19 protein-coding genes are annotated in these 22,461 nt (G+C 40.2%); 14 read left to right on the plus strand and 5 right to left on the minus strand.

Features of this window, described 5'->3' with window-relative positions; genetic code table 11:
- The first annotated feature begins 101 nt into the window (after nt 1-101).
- The 14 genes from NSQ62_RS04435 (at nt 102) to NSQ62_RS04500 (ending at nt 19,076) form a co-directional block, all read left to right on the plus strand.
- Complete coding sequence (locus tag NSQ62_RS04435) at nt 102-1,808, plus strand: proline--tRNA ligase (protein ID WP_341322719.1); 1,707 nt, start codon at nt 102-104, stop codon at nt 1,806-1,808.
- A gap of 211 nt (nt 1,809-2,019) precedes the next feature.
- A complete protein-coding gene (locus NSQ62_RS04440; RefSeq protein ID WP_341322720.1) occupies nt 2,020-6,342 on the plus strand; it encodes a PolC-type DNA polymerase III in 4,323 nt (1,440 codons plus the stop codon).
- A 234-nt stretch (nt 6,343-6,576) separates the two neighbouring features.
- Nucleotides 6,577-7,062 carry a ribosome maturation factor RimP gene (rimP, locus tag NSQ62_RS04445; RefSeq protein WP_341322721.1) on the plus strand — a complete coding sequence of 162 codons (486 nt, stop codon included), beginning with the start codon at nt 6,577-6,579 and terminating at the stop codon, nt 7,060-7,062.
- A gap of 13 nt (nt 7,063-7,075) precedes the next feature.
- Nucleotides 7,076-8,203, plus strand: a complete 1,128-nt coding sequence (nusA, locus tag NSQ62_RS04450; RefSeq protein ID WP_341322722.1) for a transcription termination factor NusA — start codon at nt 7,076-7,078, stop codon at nt 8,201-8,203.
- 34 nt (nt 8,204-8,237) lie between these two features.
- Entirely contained in the window at nt 8,238-8,516 is a 279-nt protein-coding gene (locus tag NSQ62_RS04455) for a YlxR family protein (protein WP_341322723.1), read from the plus strand.
- Nucleotides 8,513-8,821: a YlxQ family RNA-binding protein gene (locus tag NSQ62_RS04460; RefSeq protein WP_341322724.1), complete on the plus strand. Its 309-nt coding sequence runs from the start codon at nt 8,513-8,515 to the stop codon at nt 8,819-8,821. Before NSQ62_RS04455 ends, NSQ62_RS04460 begins: the two co-directional genes overlap by 4 nt.
- A 14-nt stretch (nt 8,822-8,835) precedes the next feature.
- A complete protein-coding gene (infB, locus tag NSQ62_RS04465; protein ID WP_341322725.1) occupies nt 8,836-11,172 on the plus strand; it encodes a translation initiation factor IF-2 in 2,337 nt (778 codons plus the stop codon).
- On the plus strand, nt 11,172-11,450 hold the full coding sequence (locus tag NSQ62_RS04470) for a DUF503 domain-containing protein (protein WP_341322726.1): 279 nt from the start codon (nt 11,172-11,174) through the stop codon (nt 11,448-11,450). Before infB ends, NSQ62_RS04470 begins: the two co-directional genes overlap by 1 nt.
- 237 nt (nt 11,451-11,687) lie before the next feature.
- The gene (rbfA, locus tag NSQ62_RS04475) at nt 11,688-12,032 is read left to right on the plus strand and encodes a 30S ribosome-binding factor RbfA (RefSeq protein WP_341322727.1); all 345 of its coding nucleotides are present in this window, start codon (nt 11,688-11,690) and stop codon (nt 12,030-12,032) included.
- A 96-nt stretch (nt 12,033-12,128) separates the two neighbouring features.
- Nucleotides 12,129-13,034 (plus strand): tRNA pseudouridine(55) synthase TruB, encoded by a 906-nt coding sequence (gene truB / locus NSQ62_RS04480; protein WP_341322728.1) that lies wholly within the window; start codon nt 12,129-12,131, stop codon nt 13,032-13,034.
- A 12-nt stretch (nt 13,035-13,046) separates the two neighbouring features.
- The gene (gene ribF / locus NSQ62_RS04485; RefSeq protein ID WP_341322729.1) at nt 13,047-13,982 is read left to right on the plus strand and encodes a riboflavin biosynthesis protein RibF; all 936 of its coding nucleotides are present in this window, start codon (nt 13,047-13,049) and stop codon (nt 13,980-13,982) included.
- A 257-nt stretch (nt 13,983-14,239) separates the two neighbouring features.
- Nucleotides 14,240-14,509: a 30S ribosomal protein S15 gene (gene rpsO / locus NSQ62_RS04490; protein WP_341322730.1), complete on the plus strand. Its 270-nt coding sequence runs from the start codon at nt 14,240-14,242 to the stop codon at nt 14,507-14,509.
- A 354-nt stretch (nt 14,510-14,863) separates the two neighbouring features.
- On the plus strand, nt 14,864-16,978 hold the full coding sequence (gene pnp / locus NSQ62_RS04495; RefSeq protein ID WP_341322731.1) for a polyribonucleotide nucleotidyltransferase: 2,115 nt from the start codon (nt 14,864-14,866) through the stop codon (nt 16,976-16,978).
- 871 nt (nt 16,979-17,849) lie between these two features.
- On the plus strand, nt 17,850-19,076 hold the full coding sequence (locus NSQ62_RS04500) for a pitrilysin family protein (RefSeq protein WP_341322732.1): 1,227 nt from the start codon (nt 17,850-17,852) through the stop codon (nt 19,074-19,076).
- Nucleotides 19,077-19,291: 215 nt separating this feature from the next.
- On the opposite strand, the gene NSQ62_RS04505 is transcribed toward NSQ62_RS04500, so the two are convergent.
- The 5 genes from NSQ62_RS04505 to NSQ62_RS04525 all read right to left on the minus strand — a co-directional run bounded on the left by NSQ62_RS04505 (nt 19,292) and on the right by NSQ62_RS04525 (nt 22,427).
- Nucleotides 19,292-19,924 carry a hypothetical protein gene (locus NSQ62_RS04505; RefSeq protein WP_341322733.1) on the minus strand — a complete coding sequence of 211 codons (633 nt, stop codon included), beginning with the start codon at nt 19,922-19,924 and terminating at the stop codon, nt 19,292-19,294.
- 67 nt (nt 19,925-19,991) lie between these two features.
- Complete coding sequence (locus NSQ62_RS04510; protein ID WP_341322734.1) at nt 19,992-20,612, minus strand: hypothetical protein; 621 nt, start codon at nt 20,610-20,612, stop codon at nt 19,992-19,994.
- Nucleotides 20,612-21,211 (minus strand): hypothetical protein, encoded by a 600-nt coding sequence (locus NSQ62_RS04515; RefSeq protein WP_341322735.1) that lies wholly within the window; start codon nt 21,209-21,211, stop codon nt 20,612-20,614. Before NSQ62_RS04515 ends, NSQ62_RS04510 begins: the two co-directional genes overlap by 1 nt.
- Nucleotides 21,208-22,053, minus strand: coding sequence for an ABC transporter ATP-binding protein (locus tag NSQ62_RS04520; RefSeq protein ID WP_341322736.1), 846 nt, complete (start codon nt 22,051-22,053; stop codon nt 21,208-21,210). The genes NSQ62_RS04515 and NSQ62_RS04520 overlap by 4 nt, the downstream gene beginning before the upstream one ends.
- On the minus strand, nt 22,050-22,427 hold the full coding sequence (locus NSQ62_RS04525) for a GntR family transcriptional regulator (protein WP_341322737.1): 378 nt from the start codon (nt 22,425-22,427) through the stop codon (nt 22,050-22,052). Before NSQ62_RS04525 ends, NSQ62_RS04520 begins: the two co-directional genes overlap by 4 nt.
- Nucleotides 22,428-22,461 lie beyond the last annotated feature (34 nt).

Genomic DNA, 22,461 nt, shown 5'->3' on the forward strand with positions numbered 1-22,461 from the left:
AGAAACAGTAGAATTTTTCGATTATCCAATCGAATTAATGTATTGAGGACAAAAATTGTCTTATAATGATGAAGTGAAAACTAAAAAAGGTGGCACTATTTATGAAACAAAGTAAAGCGTTTATTCCTACTTTAAGGGAAAATCCATCTGATGCAGATGTAAAATCACACCGCACATTATTACGTGCTGGTTTTATTCGTCAAAATGCAGCAGGGGTATACTCATATTTACCATTAGCAAAAAAAGTTTTATCTAAAATCGAGCAAATTGTTCGTGAAGAAATGGATGCAATCGATTCAGTAGAATTATTAATGCCAGCATTACAAGCTGCTGAACTATGGCAAGAATCAGGTCGTTGGGAAGCTTATGGTCCAGAATTAATGCGTTTAAAAGACCGTCATGACCGTGATTTCGCTTTAGGTGCAACACATGAAGAAGTGATTACAACATTAGTGCGTGATGAAATTAAATCATACAAAAAGTTACCGATCACACTTTACCAAATCCAAAACAAATTCCGTGATGAAAAACGCCCACGCTTTGGCTTATTACGTGGCCGCGAATTCATCATGAAAGATGCCTACTCATTCCATGCAACGCGTGAATCTTTAGATGCAACGTATGACGATATGTACCGTGCATACTCGAACATCTTCACACGTCTTGGCTTAAACTTCCGTGCGGTAATTGCGGATGCAGGTTCAATCGGTGGTAAAGGGACACATGAATTCATGGTTCTTTCTGAAATCGGTGAAGATACAATTGCTTACTCTGATACGTCAGATTACGCAGCAAACATCGAAATGGCAGAAGTAGTTGTAGAATATTCTGCACCAGATGCACCAATGAAAGAAATTGAAAAAGTGTCTACACCAGACCAAAAAACAATCGAAGAAGTTTCAGCGTTCTTAAATGTGGAACCTTCAAATGTTATTAAAACATTAGTATTCAATATCGATGACGAGCTAGTGGTTGTATTAGCGCGCGGCGATCACGAAATTAACGATATTAAATTAAAAAATGCATTAGGTGCCAATTCAGTTGAATTAGCAGACGATGCAGCAATTAAAGAGTTACTAGGCTGTGCACCAGGTTCAATTGGTCCAGTAAAATTACCTGTAAGCGTAAAAGTAATTGCCGATAACGCAATTAAATCAGTACGTAACGGTGTAGCTGGAGCCAACGAAGATGGTTTCCACTTATTAAATGTCAATCCAGAGCGCGACTTCGCGATTGGTTCTTATGAAGATATCCGCTTCATCCAAGTGGGTGACCCATCTCCAGACGGACAAGGTGTTATCAAATTTGCTGAAGGTATCGAGGTTGGTCACATCTTCAAATTAGGTACAACGTATTCAGCGAAAATGAACGCAACATTCCTAGACGAGCAAGGCAAAGCACAACCATTCATCATGGGTTGCTACGGTATCGGGGTTTCTCGAATTCTTGCAGCAGTTGCTGAGAACTTCCAAGATGACAATGGTTTCGTATGGCCAGCTCAATTAGCGCCATATGATTTACACTTAGTACCAGTGAATACAAAAGACGAAGCACAAGTGCAATTAGCCGAAGAATTATACGGTGTCTTAAAATCGTACCGCTACGATGTCCTATTTGATGACCGTGCGGAGCGCGCAGGCGTTAAATTCGCAGATGCAGACCTTATTGGTCTACCAGTGCGTATTACAGTAGGTAAAAAAGCTTCTGAAGGTTTAGTAGAAGTGAAATTCCGCGCGACTGGCGAATCAGCAGAGTGGGCAAAAGAAGAAGTAGTCGATCGTTTAAACGAATACTTCCGTCAAAACTAATCAGTACCACTAGATAGAAAGAATGGGAAAGTACAGGTTTCATGTACTTTCCTTTCTTTTTCGGTGTCTAGGCTAAAGCGCCAGCCCCTCGGACATTTCGAACCCTCTTTTCAAAAGTGGTGGAGCATTTACTTTTGAATCGGGTTCTCCAATGTCTATCGTGGCTGGACGGGCGCTTTAGCGCTTTTCCTATATAGAAAGGGTGAAACAATTGTCAAAACAGGAAGGAAGACAGAAATTCCTACTTCTCTTACAACAGCTTGAATTGACTGATGATGTCTACATGTCCTTTTTTGAAAATGGCGCACTCGAACGTGTTACCGTACAGAAAAAGAAACGTGTGTGGCACTTCAAAATTCAAATCGAAAATATTTTACCATTCCAGGTGTATCAGCTATTACGTATGCGCATGGCTGAGAAATTTTCACATATTGCAAACGTCTCACTAACGATTGAATCACTGAATCCGGTAGTTAATGAGCAGCATCTATTAGAATATTGGCAAGTAGCGATCGAGCAGCTTGGTGAAATGTCGCCACTGCTACGAGAAAACTTATTAAAGCAAACACCACACTGGACAGGCAATAAGCTCGTTGTCACATCGATGCTTGAGCACGAATTATCCATTTTAAAAACGAAGTATACCGAGAAAATCGCCTTATCTTATAAAGAGTTCGGCTTCCCTCATATTCCATTAGACTTTAAGTTAGTGGAGGAGTCCGAAGAATTCGTTGCCCAGCAAGCAGCATTTTATGAACAGCGCCGAGAAGAAGAGGAACGTCTATCGAAACAAGCGATGGCGGATTTTGCGGCACGTGAAAAAGTAAAAGCGGATAATCCAGGTGCAACCCAAAGTGAGGCACCATTCCAAATCGGCGCATTGATTAAAAATGCAGAAACAACGGAAATCCGTACAATCCTAGAAGAAGAACGTTCGATTATTATTGAAGGCTTTATTTTCGCTGTAGAAGTGAAAGAACTTCGTAGTGGGCGTTCAATTTTAGAATTTAAAATGTCGGATTACACCGATTCATTAATGATTAAAATGTTCTCAAATGGTGATGAGGACGTTGTAAAAATGAATCAACTGAGTAAAGGGATGTGGGTACGCGTACGTGGGGCAATTCAAATGGATACCTTCGCGCGTGATTTAGTCATGATGGCCCGTGATATTAATGAAGTGAAGCATGAGCCACGAAAAGATTCAGCACCTGAAGGAGAAAAGCGTGTAGAGCTCCATTTACATTCACCGATGAGTCAAATGGATGCAATGACACCTGTTGATAAGCTCGTTGCTCAAGCAGCCAAATGGGGACACCCCGCGATTGCGATTACCGATCATGCGGTCGTACAAGCATTCCCGGATGCCTATTCGGCTGGTAAGAAAAACGGCATTAAAGTGATTTACGGCTTAGAAGCGAACTTAGTGGATGACGGCAAGCCAATCGTCTATGATCCACAAGACCGCATGCTAGAAAATGAAACGTATATCGTATTTGACGTAGAGACAACTGGTTTCTCCAATGTCTACGATACAATCATCGAGCTGGCTGCCGTAAAAATTCAAAACGGGCAAGTCATTGATACGTTTGAACGCTTTGCCAATCCGCATCGTAAATTAACAGCGAAAATTATTGAATTAACACATATTACCGATGACATGCTAGTAACAGCTCCTGAACTAAGCGATGTCATTGCAGAATTCCGTGATTTTATTGGTGAAGCAGTATTAGTCGCCCACAATGCAGCATTTGACTTAGGCTTCTTATATGTGGCCTATAAAAACGCAGGGATTGACGTGCGTCACCCAGGGATTGATACGGTCGAGCTATCACGACTTGTGAACCCTGGCCAAAAATCGCATAGCTTAAAAACGTTAACGAAAAAATATAATATCGAATTAACGCAACATCACCGTGCCATTTATGATACCGAGGCAACGGCTGAGTTGTTTTTATATTTAATGAAGCAAGCGACAGATTTAGGGATTCACAACTTACTTGAAATGAATGATCATGTAGGTGGTGAGGATGGCTACAAACAGGCGCGTCCAAGTCACTGTACGATTTTAGCAGTTAATAATGATGGACTCAAAAACTTATTTAAGTTAGTTTCCATTGCGCATACACAAACGTTTTATCGTGTACCGCGTATTCGTCGCTCGGATTTACAAAAGCTACGCGACGGGCTCATTGTTGGTTCGGGTTGTTCAAACGGTGAATTATTTGAAACGATGATGAACAAAACACAAGAGGAAGCGGAACGTATGGCGCGCTTCTATGATTATTTAGAAATTATGCCAAAGCCAGTCTATTCGCCATTAGTCGATGGTGGGACGGTGCATGATGAATGGGCGCTAGAAGATATTATTCGCCGTATTGTCAAGATGGGGAAAAAGCTAAACATTCCAGTCGCAGCAACAGGTAACGTACACTATTTACATGAAACAGATGCGAAGTTCCGTCAAATTTTAATCGGCTCAATGGGTGGAGCCAATCCACTTAACCGTAATAAGCTACCAAAAGTGCATTTCCGTACAACCGATGAAATGCTAAAAGAATTCGATTTCTTAGGACCTGATTTAGCGAAAGAGGTCGTTGTAACGAATACACAGTTCATCGCGGATATGATTGGTGATGTCAAACCGATTAAAGATGATTTATATACACCAAAAATCGAAGGCTCGGATGACGAGGTTACGAATTTAACGTACGAAATGGCGCACCAAATTTATGGTGAAAACTTACCGGAAATTGTGCAGGCCCGTATCGACAAAGAATTAAAGTCGATTTTAGGGCATGGATTCGGGGTAATTTATTTAATTTCCGCGAAGCTCGTAAAAAAATCATTAGCGGACGGTTATTTAGTAGGTTCGCGTGGTTCGGTTGGTTCTTCACTTGTTGCAACGTTTATGGAGATTACCGAAGTGAATCCATTGCCACCGCATTATGTATGTCCAGCATGTAAGCATTCGGAATTTATCGCAGATGGTTCGGTTGCATCCGGGTATGACTTACCGAATAAAGTATGTCCTGAATGTGGGGCACAGTATAAAAAAGACGGGCAAGATATCCCGTTTGAAACGTTCCTTGGATTCAAGGGAGATAAGGTACCCGATATCGATCTCAACTTCTCTGGTGAATATCAACCGCAAGCACATAATTATACAAAAGAGCTATTCGGTGAAGATTATGTATTCCGCGCGGGAACGATTGGTACCGTTGCAGAGAAAACCGCGTATGGTTATGTAAAGGGCTATGCGAATGATAATAATCTTACGTATCGAAATGCAGAAGTCGATCGTCTTGTACAAGGCTGTACTGGCGTAAAGCGTACGACAGGGCAGCATCCAGGGGGCATTATCGTAGTACCAGATTATATGGACATTTACGATTTCTCGCCGGTACAATTCCCGGCTGATGCGCAGGATTCAGAGTGGAAAACGACACACTTTGACTTCCACTCGATTCACGATAATATTTTAAAACTCGATATTCTTGGGCACGATGATCCGACCGTAATTCGTATGCTGCAGGATTTATCGGGCATTGATCCAAAAACGATTCCAACTGATGATCCAATCGTAATGAAAATTTTCAGTTCAACGGAATCGCTTGGGGTCACGGAAAAACAAATTGGTGCCAAAACAGGGACACTCGGAATCCCTGAGTTTGGAACAAAATTCGTTCGCCAAATGTTAGAGGAAACAAAACCAACGACATTTAGTGAGCTTGTCCAAATTTCAGGACTTTCTCATGGTACGGACGTATGGCTAGGAAACGCAGCAGATCTGATTAAAGACGGTACATGTGTCTTAAAAGAAGTAATTGGTTGTCGTGACGATATTATGGTTTATTTAATTTATCAAGATCTTGAGCCATCATTTGCGTTTAAAATTATGGAGTCGGTGCGTAAAGGGAAGGGCCTAACAGATGAGATGGAAGCCGAAATGCGCGCGAAAAAAGTGCCAGAATGGTATATCGATTCATGTAAAAAGATTAAGTACATGTTCCCGAAAGCCCATGCGGCAGCCTACGTATTAATGGCCGTGCGTATCGCCTGGTTTAAAGTGCATCACCCAATTCTATATTATGCTGCATACTTTACGGTACGTGCATCGGACTTTGATTTAATTTCGATGACACAAGGCTCTGTTATGATTCGTAAAAGAATCGATGAAATTAACATGAAGGGCTTAGATGCTGCACCGAAAGAAAAAAGTTTACTAACCGTTATGGAAATTGCACTTGAAATGTGTGAGCGCGGGATGAACTTCAAAAAGATTGACCTGTATAAATCGCATGCAAGTGAATTTATAATTGAAGGGAATTCGTTAATTCCTCCATTCGATGCGATTCCGGGACTTGGAACGAATGTAGCGAAGCAAATTGTAGAAGCACGTAAAAACGGTGAGTTTTTATCGAAGGAAGACTTACAGCAACGTGGCCGTGTATCGAAAACGTTAATTGAGTATATGGATGAGCTAGGCTGCTTAGAAGGCATGCCAGATGCCAACCAGTTATCGCTGTTCTAAATGGTCCAGCAAGAAAAAGATATAAGCATCGGCAAAATTTGCATTAGCAAAGTGTTTGTGCTATGCTAATTGTAATAATTTGTTGATAGTTCGCCAGCAAAAGAGTGGGTTTTCCCGCTCTTTTCTGTTGTTTACATGGCTATTTATCATATACAACCGGTGCGTAATTGATACAAATTTTTCAATGAAATACTCGTCTTTTACTTGAAAAGGTGAAAGCGATAGGAGGATACGATGAGCAAAGTTACGTCGATCATTGAAGAGCTAGTGACACCGATCGTTGAAGAACTTGAATTAGAATTAGTTGATATCGAGTTCTTGAAAGAAGGACGCGACTGGTTCCTTCGTATTTATGTTGACACACCTGCTGGCGGCATTGATATTTTACAATGTGCGCAAGTAAGTGAACGTTTAAGCGAGAAACTGGATGAAAATGATCCAATTGAGGAAAACTACTATTTAGAAGTTTCTTCACCAGGAGCTGAACGTCCGTTAAAAAAACAACAGGACTTTGAAAAGGCAATTGGCCAATATATTTATGTGAAAACGTATGAGCCAGTGAAAGACTTAAAAGAATTCTATGGTTATTTACGCGCCTATACAGATGAATTTTTAGAAATTGAAATCCGCATCAAAACACGTAAATTAACAATACAAATCGAAAAAGAAAAAATTGCGCAAGCACGTCTTGCTATCGATTTTTCTGACAAGCAAATTTAGGAGTGAAAACAAAATGAGTAGTGAATTACTAGATGCCCTAACTGCCCTTGAAGAGCAGAAAGGTATTTCAAGAGATGTATTAATTGAGGCGATTGAAGCGGCTTTAGTAACGGCTTACAAACGTAACTTTAACCAAGCACAAAACGTGCGTGTAGACTTAAACTTAAATACAGGTACTATGGTTGTCTATTCTCGTAAAGATGTCGTAGAAGATGTGGAAGATGAGCGTTTAGAAATCGCATTAGAAGATGCACAATTCATCAACCCTGCTTTCCAAATTGGCGACGTTGTAGAAGAAGAAGTAACACCACGTAACTTCGGTCGTATCGCTGCACAAACAGCGAAACAAGTTGTAACGCAACGTGTGCGTGAAGCAGAGCGCGGTTTAATTTACGAAGAGTATGTTGACCGTGAAGACGATATCGTATCAGGTTTAATCGAGCGTCAAGATGCACGTAACATTTACGTGTCAATTGGTAAAGTAGAAGCGGCATTACCATTAAATGAGCAAATGCCAGGTGAAGTTTACAAGCCAACAGCACGTATTCGCGTATACATCACGAAAGTGGAACGCACAACACGTGGCCCACAAGTAATTGTATCTCGTACACATCCTGGATTATTACGCCGTCTATTCGAAATGGAAGTACCGGAAATTTATGATGGTACGGTTGAAATCAAATCGATTGCACGTGAAGCGGGCGACCGTTCTAAAATTTCAGTGTATGCACATAATGAAGAAGTAGATCCTGTAGGTTCATGTGTAGGAGCGAAAGGTGCTCGTGTACAAACAATCGTGAATGAACTAAATGGTGAGAAAATCGACATCGTAGAATGGTCTGAAGATCCAGTCGTATTCGTAGCGAATGCCCTTAGCCCATCTAAAGTATTAGATGTACAGGTGAATGAAGAAGAAAAGTCAACTACTGTAGTAGTACCAGATTATCAACTATCTTTAGCAATTGGTAAACGTGGTCAAAATGCTCGTTTAGCGGCGAAGTTAACTGGCTGGAAAATCGACATTAAGTCGGAAACGGATGCACGTGAATTAGGGATTTATCCTTCTGAAACAAGCTTATTCGTTCCAAGCGAAGACAACGAAGAAGTTAAATTTGATTTATATGGTGACGACGAAGAATAGGCTTCACCAAAAGTTTTACTAGGAGGGTGAGCATATGGTTGTAGGTAAAAAAATCCCTTTACGAAAATGTGTAGCAACAGGTGAAATGTTACCGAAAAAAGCAATGATTCGCGTCGTTCGCTCGAAAGAAGGCGACGTAAGCGTTGATATTACTGGTAAAAAATCTGGTCGCGGTGCGTATGTATCAAAATCAGAGCAAGCCGTTGAAATTGCACGCAAGAAAAATATTTTAGATCGTCAGCTAGAAGCAAAAGTACCAGATGAAGTGTACGAAGAGCTATTAACACTGATCCGTAGGGAGTCTATTTTATGACAAACACGGCATTGTTACAGCTATTAGGTATAGCAGCACGTGCACGCAAGGTAATCTCTGGAGAAGAGCTCGTCGTGAAAGAAATTCAAAGCGGCAGAGCCCAACTAGTATTACTCGCATCAGATGCTTCGGACAATACTAGTAAAAAGATTCAAGACAAATGTACGTATTATCATGTTGAGTATCATGTTTTTGGGGATCGTTATGATCTTGGACATGCTACCGGGAAAGAACACCGTGTAGCGCTTGCTATCTCTGATAGCGGATTTGCTAAAAAAATGTCTAGTCTACTCAACGAAAAATAATCGGGGGTGAGCAGATGAGCAACGTAAGAGTTCATGAATATGCGAAAAAGGTAAACAAAACAAGTAAGGAAGTTATTGAGCAGCTCGCGAAATTTAATCAGCCAGTGAATAATCATATGGCGGTATTAAATGAAACGACGCTTTCAAAACTTGATTCTGTCTTTAAGCAAGCAGCAGGACCAGCAAAAGATTCTCCTGCAAAATCATCATCTGCCAATGCTGGAAAACCGGCGCAAAAGCCAGTACAAAAGCAAGGGCAGAACAAAGTACAGCATGAGAAAAAGCAGGAGCGTCAACAGTCTGCTTCAACTAATCAACAACCGAACAAAACCAACACAGCCTCAGGGCAACCAAAATCGCAATCAAGCGAAAAACTAAGAAATGAAAAAGGTAACCAAAATCGAAATATGACTCAAAATAACAACAACAACCGCAAAGGCGGCAACACACCAGGCAACAACAATAAAGGCGGCAACACACCAGGTAACAACAAAGGTGGCTATCAACAACGCCGTAAACCAGGTATTAACGGCGGTAAACGTCGTACACACCGTCCAGCACCACAACCAATGGTACAAAAAGAATTACCTGAAAAAATTACTTTCTATGAAAGTTTATCAGTTGCAGAACTTGCGAAGAAATTACACCGCGAGCCATCTGAAATTATCAAAAAATTATTCATGCTTGGCGTTATGGCAACAATCAACCAAGAGCTTGATAAAGATGCAATCGAATTAATCTGTGCTGACTACGGTGTAGAAGTAGAAGAAGAAATTCGCATCGACAAAACAGATTTAGATACGTACTTCGACGAAACAATCGTAGAAGTAGATGAAAATGCACTTGAAGAGCGTCCAGCTGTTGTAACAATCATGGGGCACGTTGACCACGGTAAAACAACATTACTTGACTCAATTCGTAATACAAAAGTAACTGCTGGCGAAGCAGGCGGTATCACTCAGCATATCGGTGCTTACCAAGTATCAGTTGAAGATAAAAAAATCACGTTCTTAGATACACCTGGTCACGCAGCCTTCACAACAATGCGTGCGCGTGGTGCATCTGTAACAGATATCGCGATTATCGTAGTAGCAGCAGATGACGGTGTAATGCCTCAAACTGTAGAAGCAATTAACCACGCGAAAGCGGCAGAGGTGCCAATTATCGTTGCGGTAAACAAAATGGATAAACCATCAGCAAACCCTGATCGTGTACAACAAGAATTAACAGAACACGGTTTAGTGCCAGAAGCATGGGGCGGCGATACAATCTTCGTACCAATTTCTGCATTAAAAGGTGAAGGTATCGATGAGTTATTAGAAATGATTCTATTAACTGCTGAAGTAGGCGAATTAAAAGCCAACCCAACGCGTACTGCGATTGGTTCTGTAATCGAAGCACAACTTGACAAAGGTCGTGGTGCAGTTGCAACATTACTAGTTCAAGATGGTACATTACGCGTTGGTGATCCAATCGTAGTAGGTCATGCTTATGGCCGTGTACGTGCGATGGTAAATGATTTAGGTCGTCGTATTAAATCGGCTGGCCCATCAACACCAATCGAAATTACTGGTTTAAACGAAGTACCACAAGCGGGCGACCGTTTCGTAGTATTCCAAGATGAGAAAACAGCTCGTCAAGTTGGTGAATCACGTTCAATGACTGCGATTCAAGCACAACGTTCTGAAAAACAACGTATAACGCTTGATAACTTATTCGAACAAATGAGCCAAGGCGAAGTGAAAGAATTAAACTTAATCGTTAAAGCAGACGTACAAGGTACTGTAGAGGCGATGGCTTCATCATTAATGAAAATTGATGTAGAAGGCGTAAACGTAAAAATCATCCATACGGGTGCAGGTGCGATTACAGAGTCTGATATTTCATTAGCAGCAGCTTCAAACGCAATCGTAATCGGCTTCAACGTTCGTCCTGATGTGAACGCAAAACGTGCAGCAGACGAAGAAGGCGTAGATATTCGCTTACACCGTATCATCTACAAAGTAATCGAAGAAATCGAGCAAGCGATGAAAGGTATGTTAGACCCAGAATTCGAAGAGAAAATCGTTGGTCAAGCAGAAGTTCGTCAAACAATTAAAGTATCTAAAGTAGGTACAATCGCAGGTTCATACGTAATTGAAGGTAAAATCGTTCGCGATGCCGGCGTACGTATTATCCGTGAAAACGTGGTTATTTTTGAAGGCGAATTAGATACATTAAAACGCTTCAAAGATGACGCGAAAGAAGTAGCTAAAGGGTATGAGTGTGGTATTACAATCAAAAACTTTAACGACATTAAAGAAGGCGACATTATCGAAGCCTTCGTAATGGAAGAAATTATTCGTAAATAATGATTGTATACGCAGAAATTGAATTTATCATTCAGACTGCCCACTCATTAAAAGAAAAGCGTGCTGTCTTGCAGCGCATGACGACACGCACAAAACAAAAATTTAATGTTTCCGTTGCAGAAATTGACCATCAAAATGTCTGGCAACGAACGCGTCTAGCGCTTGTAGCAGTCGCTTCTTCAAAAGAGGCGGCTGAACGAGAGCTGATGCATGCTGTGCACTTTTTACAGTCAAACCCGCAGTGGGAGCAATTAGATTTTTACCGAGAATACTTATAAATTCCACAGTTTTGTGGCAAGTTAAGTATTAATCAATTTCGCCTTGGCGTAATTGAGTTCAGATTCGGCTTTGCGCTAGCGCAAAGTAAGGCCTTACCGAATCTGTAACATCCTCCGGAGGATTAACTTCTTTCAGCAGGCTTTTAAGTACATGTTGAAAGAAGATGAAATTTGCATTGATTTCACCATCTATATAGATGGCGATTTCTGCTGAAAAAGTTAAATGAGGTGACTTTTATGTCTCTACGTTCAAATCGTGTTGCAGAGCAAATGAAAAAAGAGATTACGGATATTATTGCACGTAAAATTAAAGACCCTGCTGTTGGTTTCATTACCGTAACAGAAGTAGCAGTAACAGGAGATCTTCAACAAGCGACAGTCTATATTACATCTCTAGGTAACGAACGTGAGCGCAAGGAATCGTTAAAAGCTTTAGAAAAAGCTTCTGGCTTTATGCGCCAAGAAATCGGTTCTCGCATTCGCTTACGTCGTACGCCAGAATTAGCGTTCGAATTCGATACAGCAATCGAATATGGTAACAAAATCGACGCATTACTACGTGGTTTACACGAAGATAAATAATGAAAAGGACAAATTCGTGAATCAGTGCGAATTTGTCCTTTTTTTATTCCAGTACGGTATAATAAGTTCGATATTGGTTATTAAAGGAGTTTATATATGGATGGCATTTTAGCTTTATGGAAAGAGCGCGGCATGACGAGTCATGACTGCGTATTTAAATTGCGCAAAATTTTAAAAACAAAAAAAGTAGGACATACAGGTACGCTTGATCCAGGTGTAGAAGGTGTACTACCCATTTGTATCGGTCAAGCGACGCGCATCGCAGAATATTTAACTGACACGGGTAAAACGTATGAAGCAGTGGTAAGCCTTGGCCGCACGACGACAACAGAAGACGCAGAGGGTGAAACGGTAGAAGCAGATACAAGCTTCAAATCATATACCCGCGCAAAAATTTTACAGGCATTAGAGAGCTTAACAGGTGAAATTGAGCAAACCCCTCCAATGTTTTCTGCCGTGAAGGTAAACGGAAAAAAACTTTATGAATATGCACGTGCTGGTCAAACAGTGGAGCGCCCTACGCGTAAAATTCATATTTATGAGCTTGAACTTTTATCAGAGGGCGAGCAATTCGAAGGCGAAGAAGTGCAGTTTGCCATCCGCATTAAATGTAGTAAAGGGACTTATATTCGTACGCTTGCTGTACAAATTGGTGAAGCGTTAGGTGTACCGGCGCATATGCATGAGCTTGTGCGCACAATGTCAGGCACGTTCCATGAAGGGAATTGCTTAACGCTTGCCCAAGTAGCAGAGAAAATGGACGCAGGCGATCTGTCGTTTTTACTTCCTGTTGAGTACGCGCTAAGTGATTATCCGCAGCTTGAAATCGATGCAGCAAACGAGAAAAAAATTAGCAATGGACAACAGTTACCGATTCATCCATTATTAAAAGAGTACGATAAAATTGTCTATATGAAGGATGGGAAAGCGTTCGCTGTATACATCGAGCATCCAGAAAAACAAGGGGTTATGAAGCTCGACAAAATGTTCCCGAACGTGTAATAGGAGGAAATTATGGAAGTAATTCATTTAAAGTACCCACACAAGTTAGTGGCAAGTGATGTGCCCTATTCATTAGCAGTCGGCTTTTTTGACGGGGTACATTCAGGACATCAAAAAGTCATTCAAGCAGCGATAGACAATGCTGTGCGTTTGCAATGTAAAAGTGCGGTCATGACATTCGATCCGCATCCATCAATTGTATTAGGTGGACGCAACGAAAAAGTGTTTTACATTACACCACTTGAACAAAAAATTGAAAAATTAAAGGAGCTGGGCGTTGATACATTATTTGTCGTAAACTTTACGTCGGATTTTGCGAAATTAACACCCGAGAGCTTCGTACAATATTTCGTTCGCGGTTTAAATATTAAGCATGTATCGGCTGGCTTCGACTTTTCATTTGGCGCATTTGGTAAAGGCAACATGGCAATGATGCAGCAATTAGCGGGCGACGATTTTGGTGTGACCGTTGTAGGAAAGTTTGAACAAGAAAATGAAAAAGTAAGCTCTACACGTATTCGCCAAGCACTACAAGATGGCGAAATGGAGCAAGCACATGCATTACTGGGGCGTCCGTTTGAAGTGCCGGGCATTGTCGTGCATGGCGACAAGCGCGGCCGCACAATGGGCTTTCCAACAGCAAACGTGCAGCCAATCGAAGGAAGCTTCGTGCCATCAACAGGCGTTTATGCCGTGAAAATTTTAGTACAAGACGAGTGGCACAACGGTGTCTGCAATGTCGGCTACAAGCCAACATTTAACGACCCAAGCTTAAAGCAACTATCAATTGAAGTAAATATTTTTGAGTTTGATAAAAACATTTACGGGGAACAAGTTGTTGTTGCCTGGTATAAGCGTATCCGAAGCGAGCAGAAGTTTAATGGGATTGAGGCACTTATTCAGCAAATTGAATTGGATAAACAACAAGCGATTGCGTTCTTTCAATGAAAATAGGTCTATAAACCTTAATTTAATAGTTATCAATGATAAACCTACATTAAAAAGCGAGCTGCGCAAAAGGTGGAATTACCTTTGCGCAGCTCCTTTTTTGAATTTCTACTAGTTCAAATGTTCTTTAGTTGTACATTCAACTGGATTATGATACTATATCTAAGTACAAATTTGTACGAACCTTAGCTCGGCTTTGCGCAACTCCAGCGATTGCTGTGCTAACGGGGATATTTAAAATTAGGAGGTCATTTCAAATGGCAATTACACAAGAACGTAAAAACGAAATCATCGCTGAGTACCGTGTACACGATACTGATACTGGTTCTCCAGAAGTACAAGTAGCTGTATTAACTGCAGAAATCAATGCTTTAAACGCACACTTAGGTACACACAAAAAAGATTACCACTCTCAACGTGGTCTTTTAAAAATGGTTGGTAAACGTCGTCACTTATTAAAATATTTACGTGAAAACGAAGTATCTCGTTACCGTGAATTAATCAACAAACTAGGATTACGTCGCTAATCTGACTATAAAAAGCGGGATTTTTCCCGCTTTTTATTATGCTTTCAAGTAACTTGAAATTTTAGCGTTATAACAGTGTCTAGGCTAAAGCGCTAGCTGCTCGAGGCGCGGTCTGCAAGTCTCTACGCGTGGCAAAGCACGCTAGGTCCTTCCAAAGCGCTTGTCGCAGCTAAAAGGGCGCTTTAGCACTTTTCTTATAATCATGCTTTTAATAGAGAGCGCCAAATAAAAAAAATTAAATTTAATCAAAGAATTTATTGAAAAAATTTCGCATAGATATAGCTTTTTTGATACACTAACTATTGTACATACTAATGATACGTAGAGTGTTTCAACAAGAAAGGGGTTCATTTAATGAACGAAAAAAAGGTCTTTTCGTATGAATGGGCTGGCCGTCCTTTAGTAGTAGAGGTAGGACAGTTAGCAAAACAAGCAAATGGTGCAGCAATGGTTCGTTACGGCGAAACAGCAGTATTAGCAACAGCAACAATGTCAAAACAAGCAAAAGCATTAGATTTCTTCCCGTTAACAGTTAACTTTGAAGAACGTTTATATGCAGCAGGTAAAATTCCAGGAGGTTTCATTAAACGTGAGGGTCGTCCATCAGAGACAGCTGTCTTAACATCTCGTTTAATCGACCGTCCAATTCGTCCGATGTTCCCAGATGGCTTCCGTAACGAAGTTCAATCTATTTTAATGGTTATGTCAATTGATCAAGATTGCCCAGCAGACGTATCAGCAATGTTTGGTTCTTCATTATCATTAGCAATTTCTGATATTCCATTCGATGGCCCAATCGCGGGTGTACATGTTGGATATATCGATGGTGAATTCGTATTAAACCCAACAGTTGATCAAGCAGCGAAGTCAACAGTTCACTTAACAGTAGCTGGTAACAAAGATGCAATCAACATGGTAGAAGCAGGCGCACTAGAAGTTCCTGAAGAAATTATGTTAGAAGCGATCATGTTTGGTCATGAAGAAATTAAAAAATTAATCGCGTTCCAAGAAGAAATCGTAGCAGCAGTTGGTAAAGAGAAAATTGAAGTGGTTCTTTACGAATTAGATGCAGACTTAACAACGGCTATTAAAGCAACTTGTGAAGCAGACATGAACACTGCGATTCAAACGGTGGACAAGCAAGAGCGTGAACAAAATATTACAGCTGTAAAAACACGCGTAATTGAAGCATATCAAGCTGAAGAAGCTGATGATGCGACAATGAAACAAGTATATTCAATCTTAGACAAAATGGTTAAAGATGAAGTACGTCGTTTAATTACAGAAGACAAAATCCGTCCAGATGGTCGTAAACAAGACGAAATTCGTCCGTTATCATCTGAAACAGATCTTTTACCACGTGCACACGGTTCAGCAATGTTCACACGTGGACAAACACAAGCATTATCGATTACAACATTAGGTGCTTTAGGTGATGTTCAAATTATCGATGGTATTGGTCTAGAAGAATCAAAACGCTTCATGCACCATTACAACTTCCCTGCATTCTCTGTAGGTGAAACAGGTCGTTACGGTTCTCCAGGTCGTCGTGAAATTGGTCACGGTGCATTAGGTGAGCGCGCGATTTCAGCTGTGTTACCATCAGAAGAGGATTTCCCATACGCAATTCGTTGTGTAGCGGAAGTATTAGAATCAAATGGTTCTACTTCTCAAGCATCAATCTGTGCATCAGTAATGTCTCTAATGGCTGCAGGTGTTCCGATTAAAGCACCAGTTGCGGGTATCGCAATGGGTCTTGTGAAAAAAGGCGACAACTATACAGTATTAACGGATATTCAAGGGATGGAAGATCACCTTGGCGATATGGACTTTAAAGTTGCTGGTACGGCTAAAGGCGTTACAGCACTTCAAATGGACATTAAAATCGACGGTCTTTCTCGCAACATCTTAGAAGAAGCGTTAACACAAGCAAAAATTGGTCGTATGCAAATTTTAGAGCATATGTTAACAACAATCTCTGAACCACGTACGTCTTTATCAACACATGCACCAAAAATCGTAACAGTGAAAATCAACCCTGATAAAATCCGTGATGTAATCGGACCAGGTGGTAAAATGATTAACAAAATCATTGACGAAACAGGCGTTAAGATTGATACAGAGCAAGATGGTACAATTTACATCGCATCTGCTGATGAAGCAATGATTAACCGCGCGAAAGAAATGATCGAATCAATCGTACGTGAAGCAAAAGTGGGCGAGTACTACATGTCGACTGTTAAACGTATCGAAAAATTCGGTGCTTTCTGTGAAATCTTCCCTGGTAAAGATGGATTATTACACATCTCAGAAATCCAAGAAGAGCGCACAAAAGAAGTTGAAGACGTACTAAAACTAGGCGATGAGCTATTAGTGAAATGTATCGAAATCGACAAACAAGGTCGCGTAAACTTATCACGCAAAATTGTGATTAAAGAAGAAAAAGAACGCGCAGAAGAAAACAAATAATTTAGCGTAGCGAGTTATTAGTTTTCTGCACCGAAAGTAAAGCAACAGGTGTAGGCGGTATTTTCTACAATATAAAACGAGAGGTTGTACACTACGTACAGCCTCTTTTTTAAATAAAGGGTCACTATATGATATGGGTTGTTATTCTGATAAACGCTTACTTTTTTGATTGTTGGGCTACGGCATGACAGCCTACAAGTCACGTTGTACGTGTCTTTACGACTGTCTTTTATGCCGTTTGCGATGCCCAACAATCCATCATTTTACTCTCGTTATAAAGTGAAGAAGTAAAGAACCTCAAATTAAGCCGCTTGCGCTTACGCGAGGCAAAGAATAATCAAATGCCTTGTGATTTGATTATTGTTTTGCGACGAAAGCGTAGCGACAGGAGCAGGCCTTTCAGATGGTGGCAAAAGGATTTCCTCTTAATAGGTTAAGTATTAAAACAGATTCTATTTTTGATAGGGAATTTATTATAGTATTTTTTTGCTATATTACTTTTGATTAAAAGTAGAAGATTTTAAAGGGATAACTTTTTAATTTACTTGCTTCACCATTTTGATATAGAAGCTTACTCTATGCCAAAGTAGAGTGGAGTGGGCGACTCCTAGGGGATAAAGCGTGTGCGGAAAGAGGTTGCTCCTGTCGCTGGCGCTTTCGTCGCAAAGCTTTTTGACAAAAGCTTTGGAGCCACGCCCCCAGAAAAGCCTGCCCCGGAACGTAGTACAACGGACTTAGGGCTATAACCATCCCGATTCAATGCGCTCTCCCCGCAACGTAGCAGAACGGACTTTATTAAAAGTACCAATTATATTTATAAAAACTTTGTCATCCCCAACTTATGGTGATGCGCCAAATAAAGGAGCAAACTATGGTACAAATTATTACAGCTAAAAATGGTGTGCGTATTGTGGCGGAGCAGATGCCACATGTGCGCTCATTGTCAGTCGGCATTTGGGTTAATGCCGGTTCACGCTATGAAACAATTGAAGAAAACGGCATTACGCATTTTATTGAACATATGCTATTTAAAGGCACAAAAAACCGTACAGCGCGTCAAATCGCAGAAGAATTTGACCGCATTGGCGGCGAAATCAATGCCTTTACATCAAAAGAAAACACATGCTACTACGCAAAAGTATTAGACCATCACGGCGAAATTGCAGTTGATATTTTAGCAGATATGTTTTTCAATTCATTATTCACAAAAGAAGACATCGAACGTGAGCGTCAAGTCGTATCAGAAGAAATTTATATGAGTGAAGATGATCCTGCTGATGATGTGCATGAAAAATTGTGGGCAGTCATGTATCCAGAAGACGCGCTTGGTCGTCCGATTTTAGGCACTCCAGAAACACTTGAAACCTTTGATGAAGCAATGATTCGTCAGTATATGGCCAAGCACTACGGCCCGCAAAATGTGGTCATTTCAATTGCAGGGAATATCGAAGACGGCTTACTTGAAAAAATTGAGCAGCTTTTCGGTCAATACGAGGCAAGTGAACAAGCGGTTGTGTCAAAACCATCATTCCCTAAGTTTACAGCTGGGGAAGTGGAGAAAACACGTGATACGGAGCAAGCACATATCGCGATTTCGTTCCCTGCGATTAGCGTGAAGGACCCGAAAATGTATAGCTTTATTGCGCTTAATAATATTATCGGTGGCAATATGAGTTCACGCCTATTCCAAGACGTGCGTGAGGATCGTGGGTTAGCTTATTCGGTATTTAGTTATCAATCGAGCTTTGAGGATGTTGGGGCATTTACGATTTATGCATCGGCTTCAAAGCAAAACCTTGATGCACTGAAGCAGCAAATTGACCAAACGTTATTTGACGTGGTAACTGGCGGCGTAACCGAAGAAGAGCTTGAAAACGCGAAACAGCAGCTAAAAGGCGGTTTCGTATTAGGGCTAGAAGGTACAGAAGATTTCATGACACGTAACGGAGTCAATGAACTCATTCACCAAAATCACCGTACTGTCGATGAAGTATTAGCGAAAATTGACACCATTTCGATGGAAACAATTGATGAACTGATTTCACAAATCTTATTAACCGAACCAGCAATTGCGATTATTGGTCCGGAAAACGAATAATGAAAAGGGATTGTCCAGAAAGTTGGTCAATCCCTTTTTGCGCCGAGGATGGAGGCCAGCATGATGCTGGTCATGAATGCATTGTCACAGGATGTGACGGTCTTAGCATTCTTTCTTTATTCTGACCACCGCAGAAGCACCGCCCTAAAGCGGTTAAATAACACATGAACGAAGTACTGCACGAAAAGTGAATGCTTTTCGCGCAGCCCCTTTTTTTATAGAAATTCAGCTTGTTCATAAAGTTTAATAGCGTCTAGGTATTGTCTATAAAAGAGATAAAAACAAGCAATGGGTGTGATAATTGCTCCGATATAAGTTAAATGAATAAGAAAAAAGAACAAGCATAAAAGGACATGACTTATAAAAATTAAGAGAATATAAAAGAATAAATCGGAATTCGAGAAAGATTCCGTTTTTGTAGGCTGTTTAAAATGTGCCTTTAATGCACCACCTGTTGCAAGAAGAGTAAAAGCGAATATCCCTAACATATAACAAAGAGGAATTGCGCTGATATTGCCCTTAAAATACTGATAACTAGTCATGGAAATAAGAGGGATAAAAACAATGCTAAATAACATTAGTGTATAAAGATAGGAGCTTTTGACAAAGAGCCTAGGTGAAATCGGAAGTATTCGAATTAAGACGCTAAACTGGGCACTTAACATATGCGCAATTGAAAGTATAGGTACATAAATGGTCAGTAAGCTAGAAAATGTGTATAAGCCGACATCAATTGTTTGCGTAAACTTTGCATTCGAATAGATTATGAAAATCAGAACGGCTAAAAAGAGAAATATAGAAATGGTTTTGCGAGAAAAACGAAAATGAAAACGTAGTAATTGCGCCATCTAACTAACACCACCTTATTGTAAAATAACGAGACGAACCTAATAAACCGTAGCAATCCCAACCGTTTTATAAAAATTCCGCCTTTTTATATAATTCAACGGATGACTTATACTGACGATAAAAAATAAACAAGCAAACAGCAGGTGTGATGAGTGCACCAACAAATACAAAGTTAATGAGTGAAAAGAAGAAGCAGAGTAGCGTATGCGGAATCGCTGTTAGGATGATACAAAAAAATAAATCCGCGCCTGAAAAGGCTTTTGAATTTGTTGGCTCTTTAAAGTAAGCCTTTAAAATACCGCCTGTTGTGACAACTGCAAAAGCTACAACCCATAAAATATAGCAGAGCGTAAATGTATCAACATTTTCACGTAAGAGTTGATAAAGCAGCCAAAAGCTAATGGGAACAAAGAAAATACTAAATAAAATGATCATATATAAAAATGCGCTTTGAACGAATTGTTTGAATGATATCGGAAAGGTACGCAACAGTACGCTAAACTTTCCATCGAGTAAATGTGCAAGGCAAATGGTTGGCAAATACATAATGAGTAAAAATATAAGGGTGACTAAATTTAAATGGATGGTTTCACTAGAATAAATGATGGCAACACCAATAATGACGAATAGTAGAATAAGAATGGCTTTACTTGAAAAACGAAAATGAAGACGTAGTAACTGCGTCATTAAAATTCTAGCCTCCTAACCTTCAGTGCAATCGTGCCAAAATAGCTGAGGATTGTTACACTCAGTGTAAGTATGAAAAAGATAAGGCCATATTGGCTAGCAAATAACGTAAAATCGGTCATAATGATTAGCAAAAAATACAGTAAAGTCATAATTGGCAAAGCATTAATCATGTGGAATTGTAGTGCAATCATCCAGGTATTGAGTGAAATCAGCAACAAACAGCAGCCGATGATAAAACCAATTTGATTAATTGAAAGAAATATAAATTCTTTTTCTATAAGTAATGTTAACGCAGTAAACGCTACTAAGGCATAGCTTAGGTAGCAAAAGGAAATCCAACTTAAAAAAGCAAAATCAGCCTGTACAACCTTTTTTACAGAAATCGGTGCTAATGCTAATGTTAGTGCATAATGCTTACGTGATTCATTGTATTTTGAAAATACAACGATACAAGAAAACATAATGAGCATTAAAATAAAGTAAAAGGGTGAGCCTGTAAGTGAGCCAAGCAACAAAAATGGACTAAATAAAAGCGGTAAAAACAACACCCATCCCGACAATTCATTTAAAAAATACCTCATTAAAAACAGCGTCACCCTTTCCGCCCCCTTACAAAGAACAGCATCAACTCATCAATTGTCGGCTTAGTAAGCTCAATAGTAGGATTGACAAACTCACGCTTCACTAAATATTCCACCCCAAATACATAGTCGCGCTTACTGATAATTGAGTGATTTGGAATCATACGTGCTTCTTCTGGTGTACCTTTCCAAATGCCGTAACCGTACTGTAAGTCGTCCTTATTTTCATGGAACAAAATTTCACCTTCATGAATAAAAACAATCGTATCCGCAATTTTTTCTAAGTCACTCGTAATATGGGAAGATATTAAAATCGTGCGGTCTTCTTGCTCCATAAACGTTTGTAGCAGCTCCAATACCTCATCACGCGCAATCGGGTCCAGCCCACTTGTTGGTTCATCCATTAATAAAACTTTTGGCTCGTGCGATAGCGCTGTAATAATACCGAGCTTTGCTTTCATTCCTTTTGACATACTTTTAATCGTGTCATACGAACGAACATCAAAGCGCTCGAGTAAGTCAAAAAAGTAAGTGCTGTTCCATTTTGGGTAGAGTTCACGGTATAACTTGTCAATATCCCTTGGTGTTAACTGCTGGGGGATATGAATTTCATCGAACACCACACCGATTTGCGCTTTCGTCTCTAAATCATTTTCTGCGACATTTTTTCCTAGAATAAAAATGTCTCCTTCATCTGGTTTCAGTAAATTCAACAAGAGCTTTAATGTAGTGGATTTTCCGGCACCATTTTGGCCGATAAAGCCTGCAATTGTGCCAGCCTCTACTGAAAATGACAAATTGTTAAGCTGGAATTTTTTGATTCGTTTCGATACGTTGTTTACTTCAATGACCTTCATCGCTCTTCCTCCAATAGTAAGTCTAGTAGCTCATGTAACTCTTCTTTTTTGACATTCGCCAACTTCGCAACGGACACGGCCTTTGTTAAATGTATTTCGACTTGGCGAATTAATTCCTCGCGTAAAAAATCTTGATTGCGCCCTGCGACATAGCTGCCTTTACCGGCGATCGTTTCGATAAAGCCGTCGCGTTCTAAATCAGCGTAAGCCCGTTTTGTTGTCATTACACTAATTTTTAATTCTTTCGCAAGCGCGCGAATCGAGGGGAGCGCGTCACCTGTCATGAGCACACCTGATAAAATCGCCTGTTTTAATTGATCGGTAATTTGTTCGTAAATCGGTTTTGCACTATTATTACTTAATTGGATAATCATCCATTCACCACCTACGTTAAAACTGTATATATAC

Origin of the sequence: Solibacillus sp. FSL H8-0523, from assembly GCF_038051985.1 — a bacterium.
In the GTDB taxonomy this organism is placed as follows: Bacteria; Bacillota; Bacilli; order Bacillales_A; family Planococcaceae; genus Solibacillus.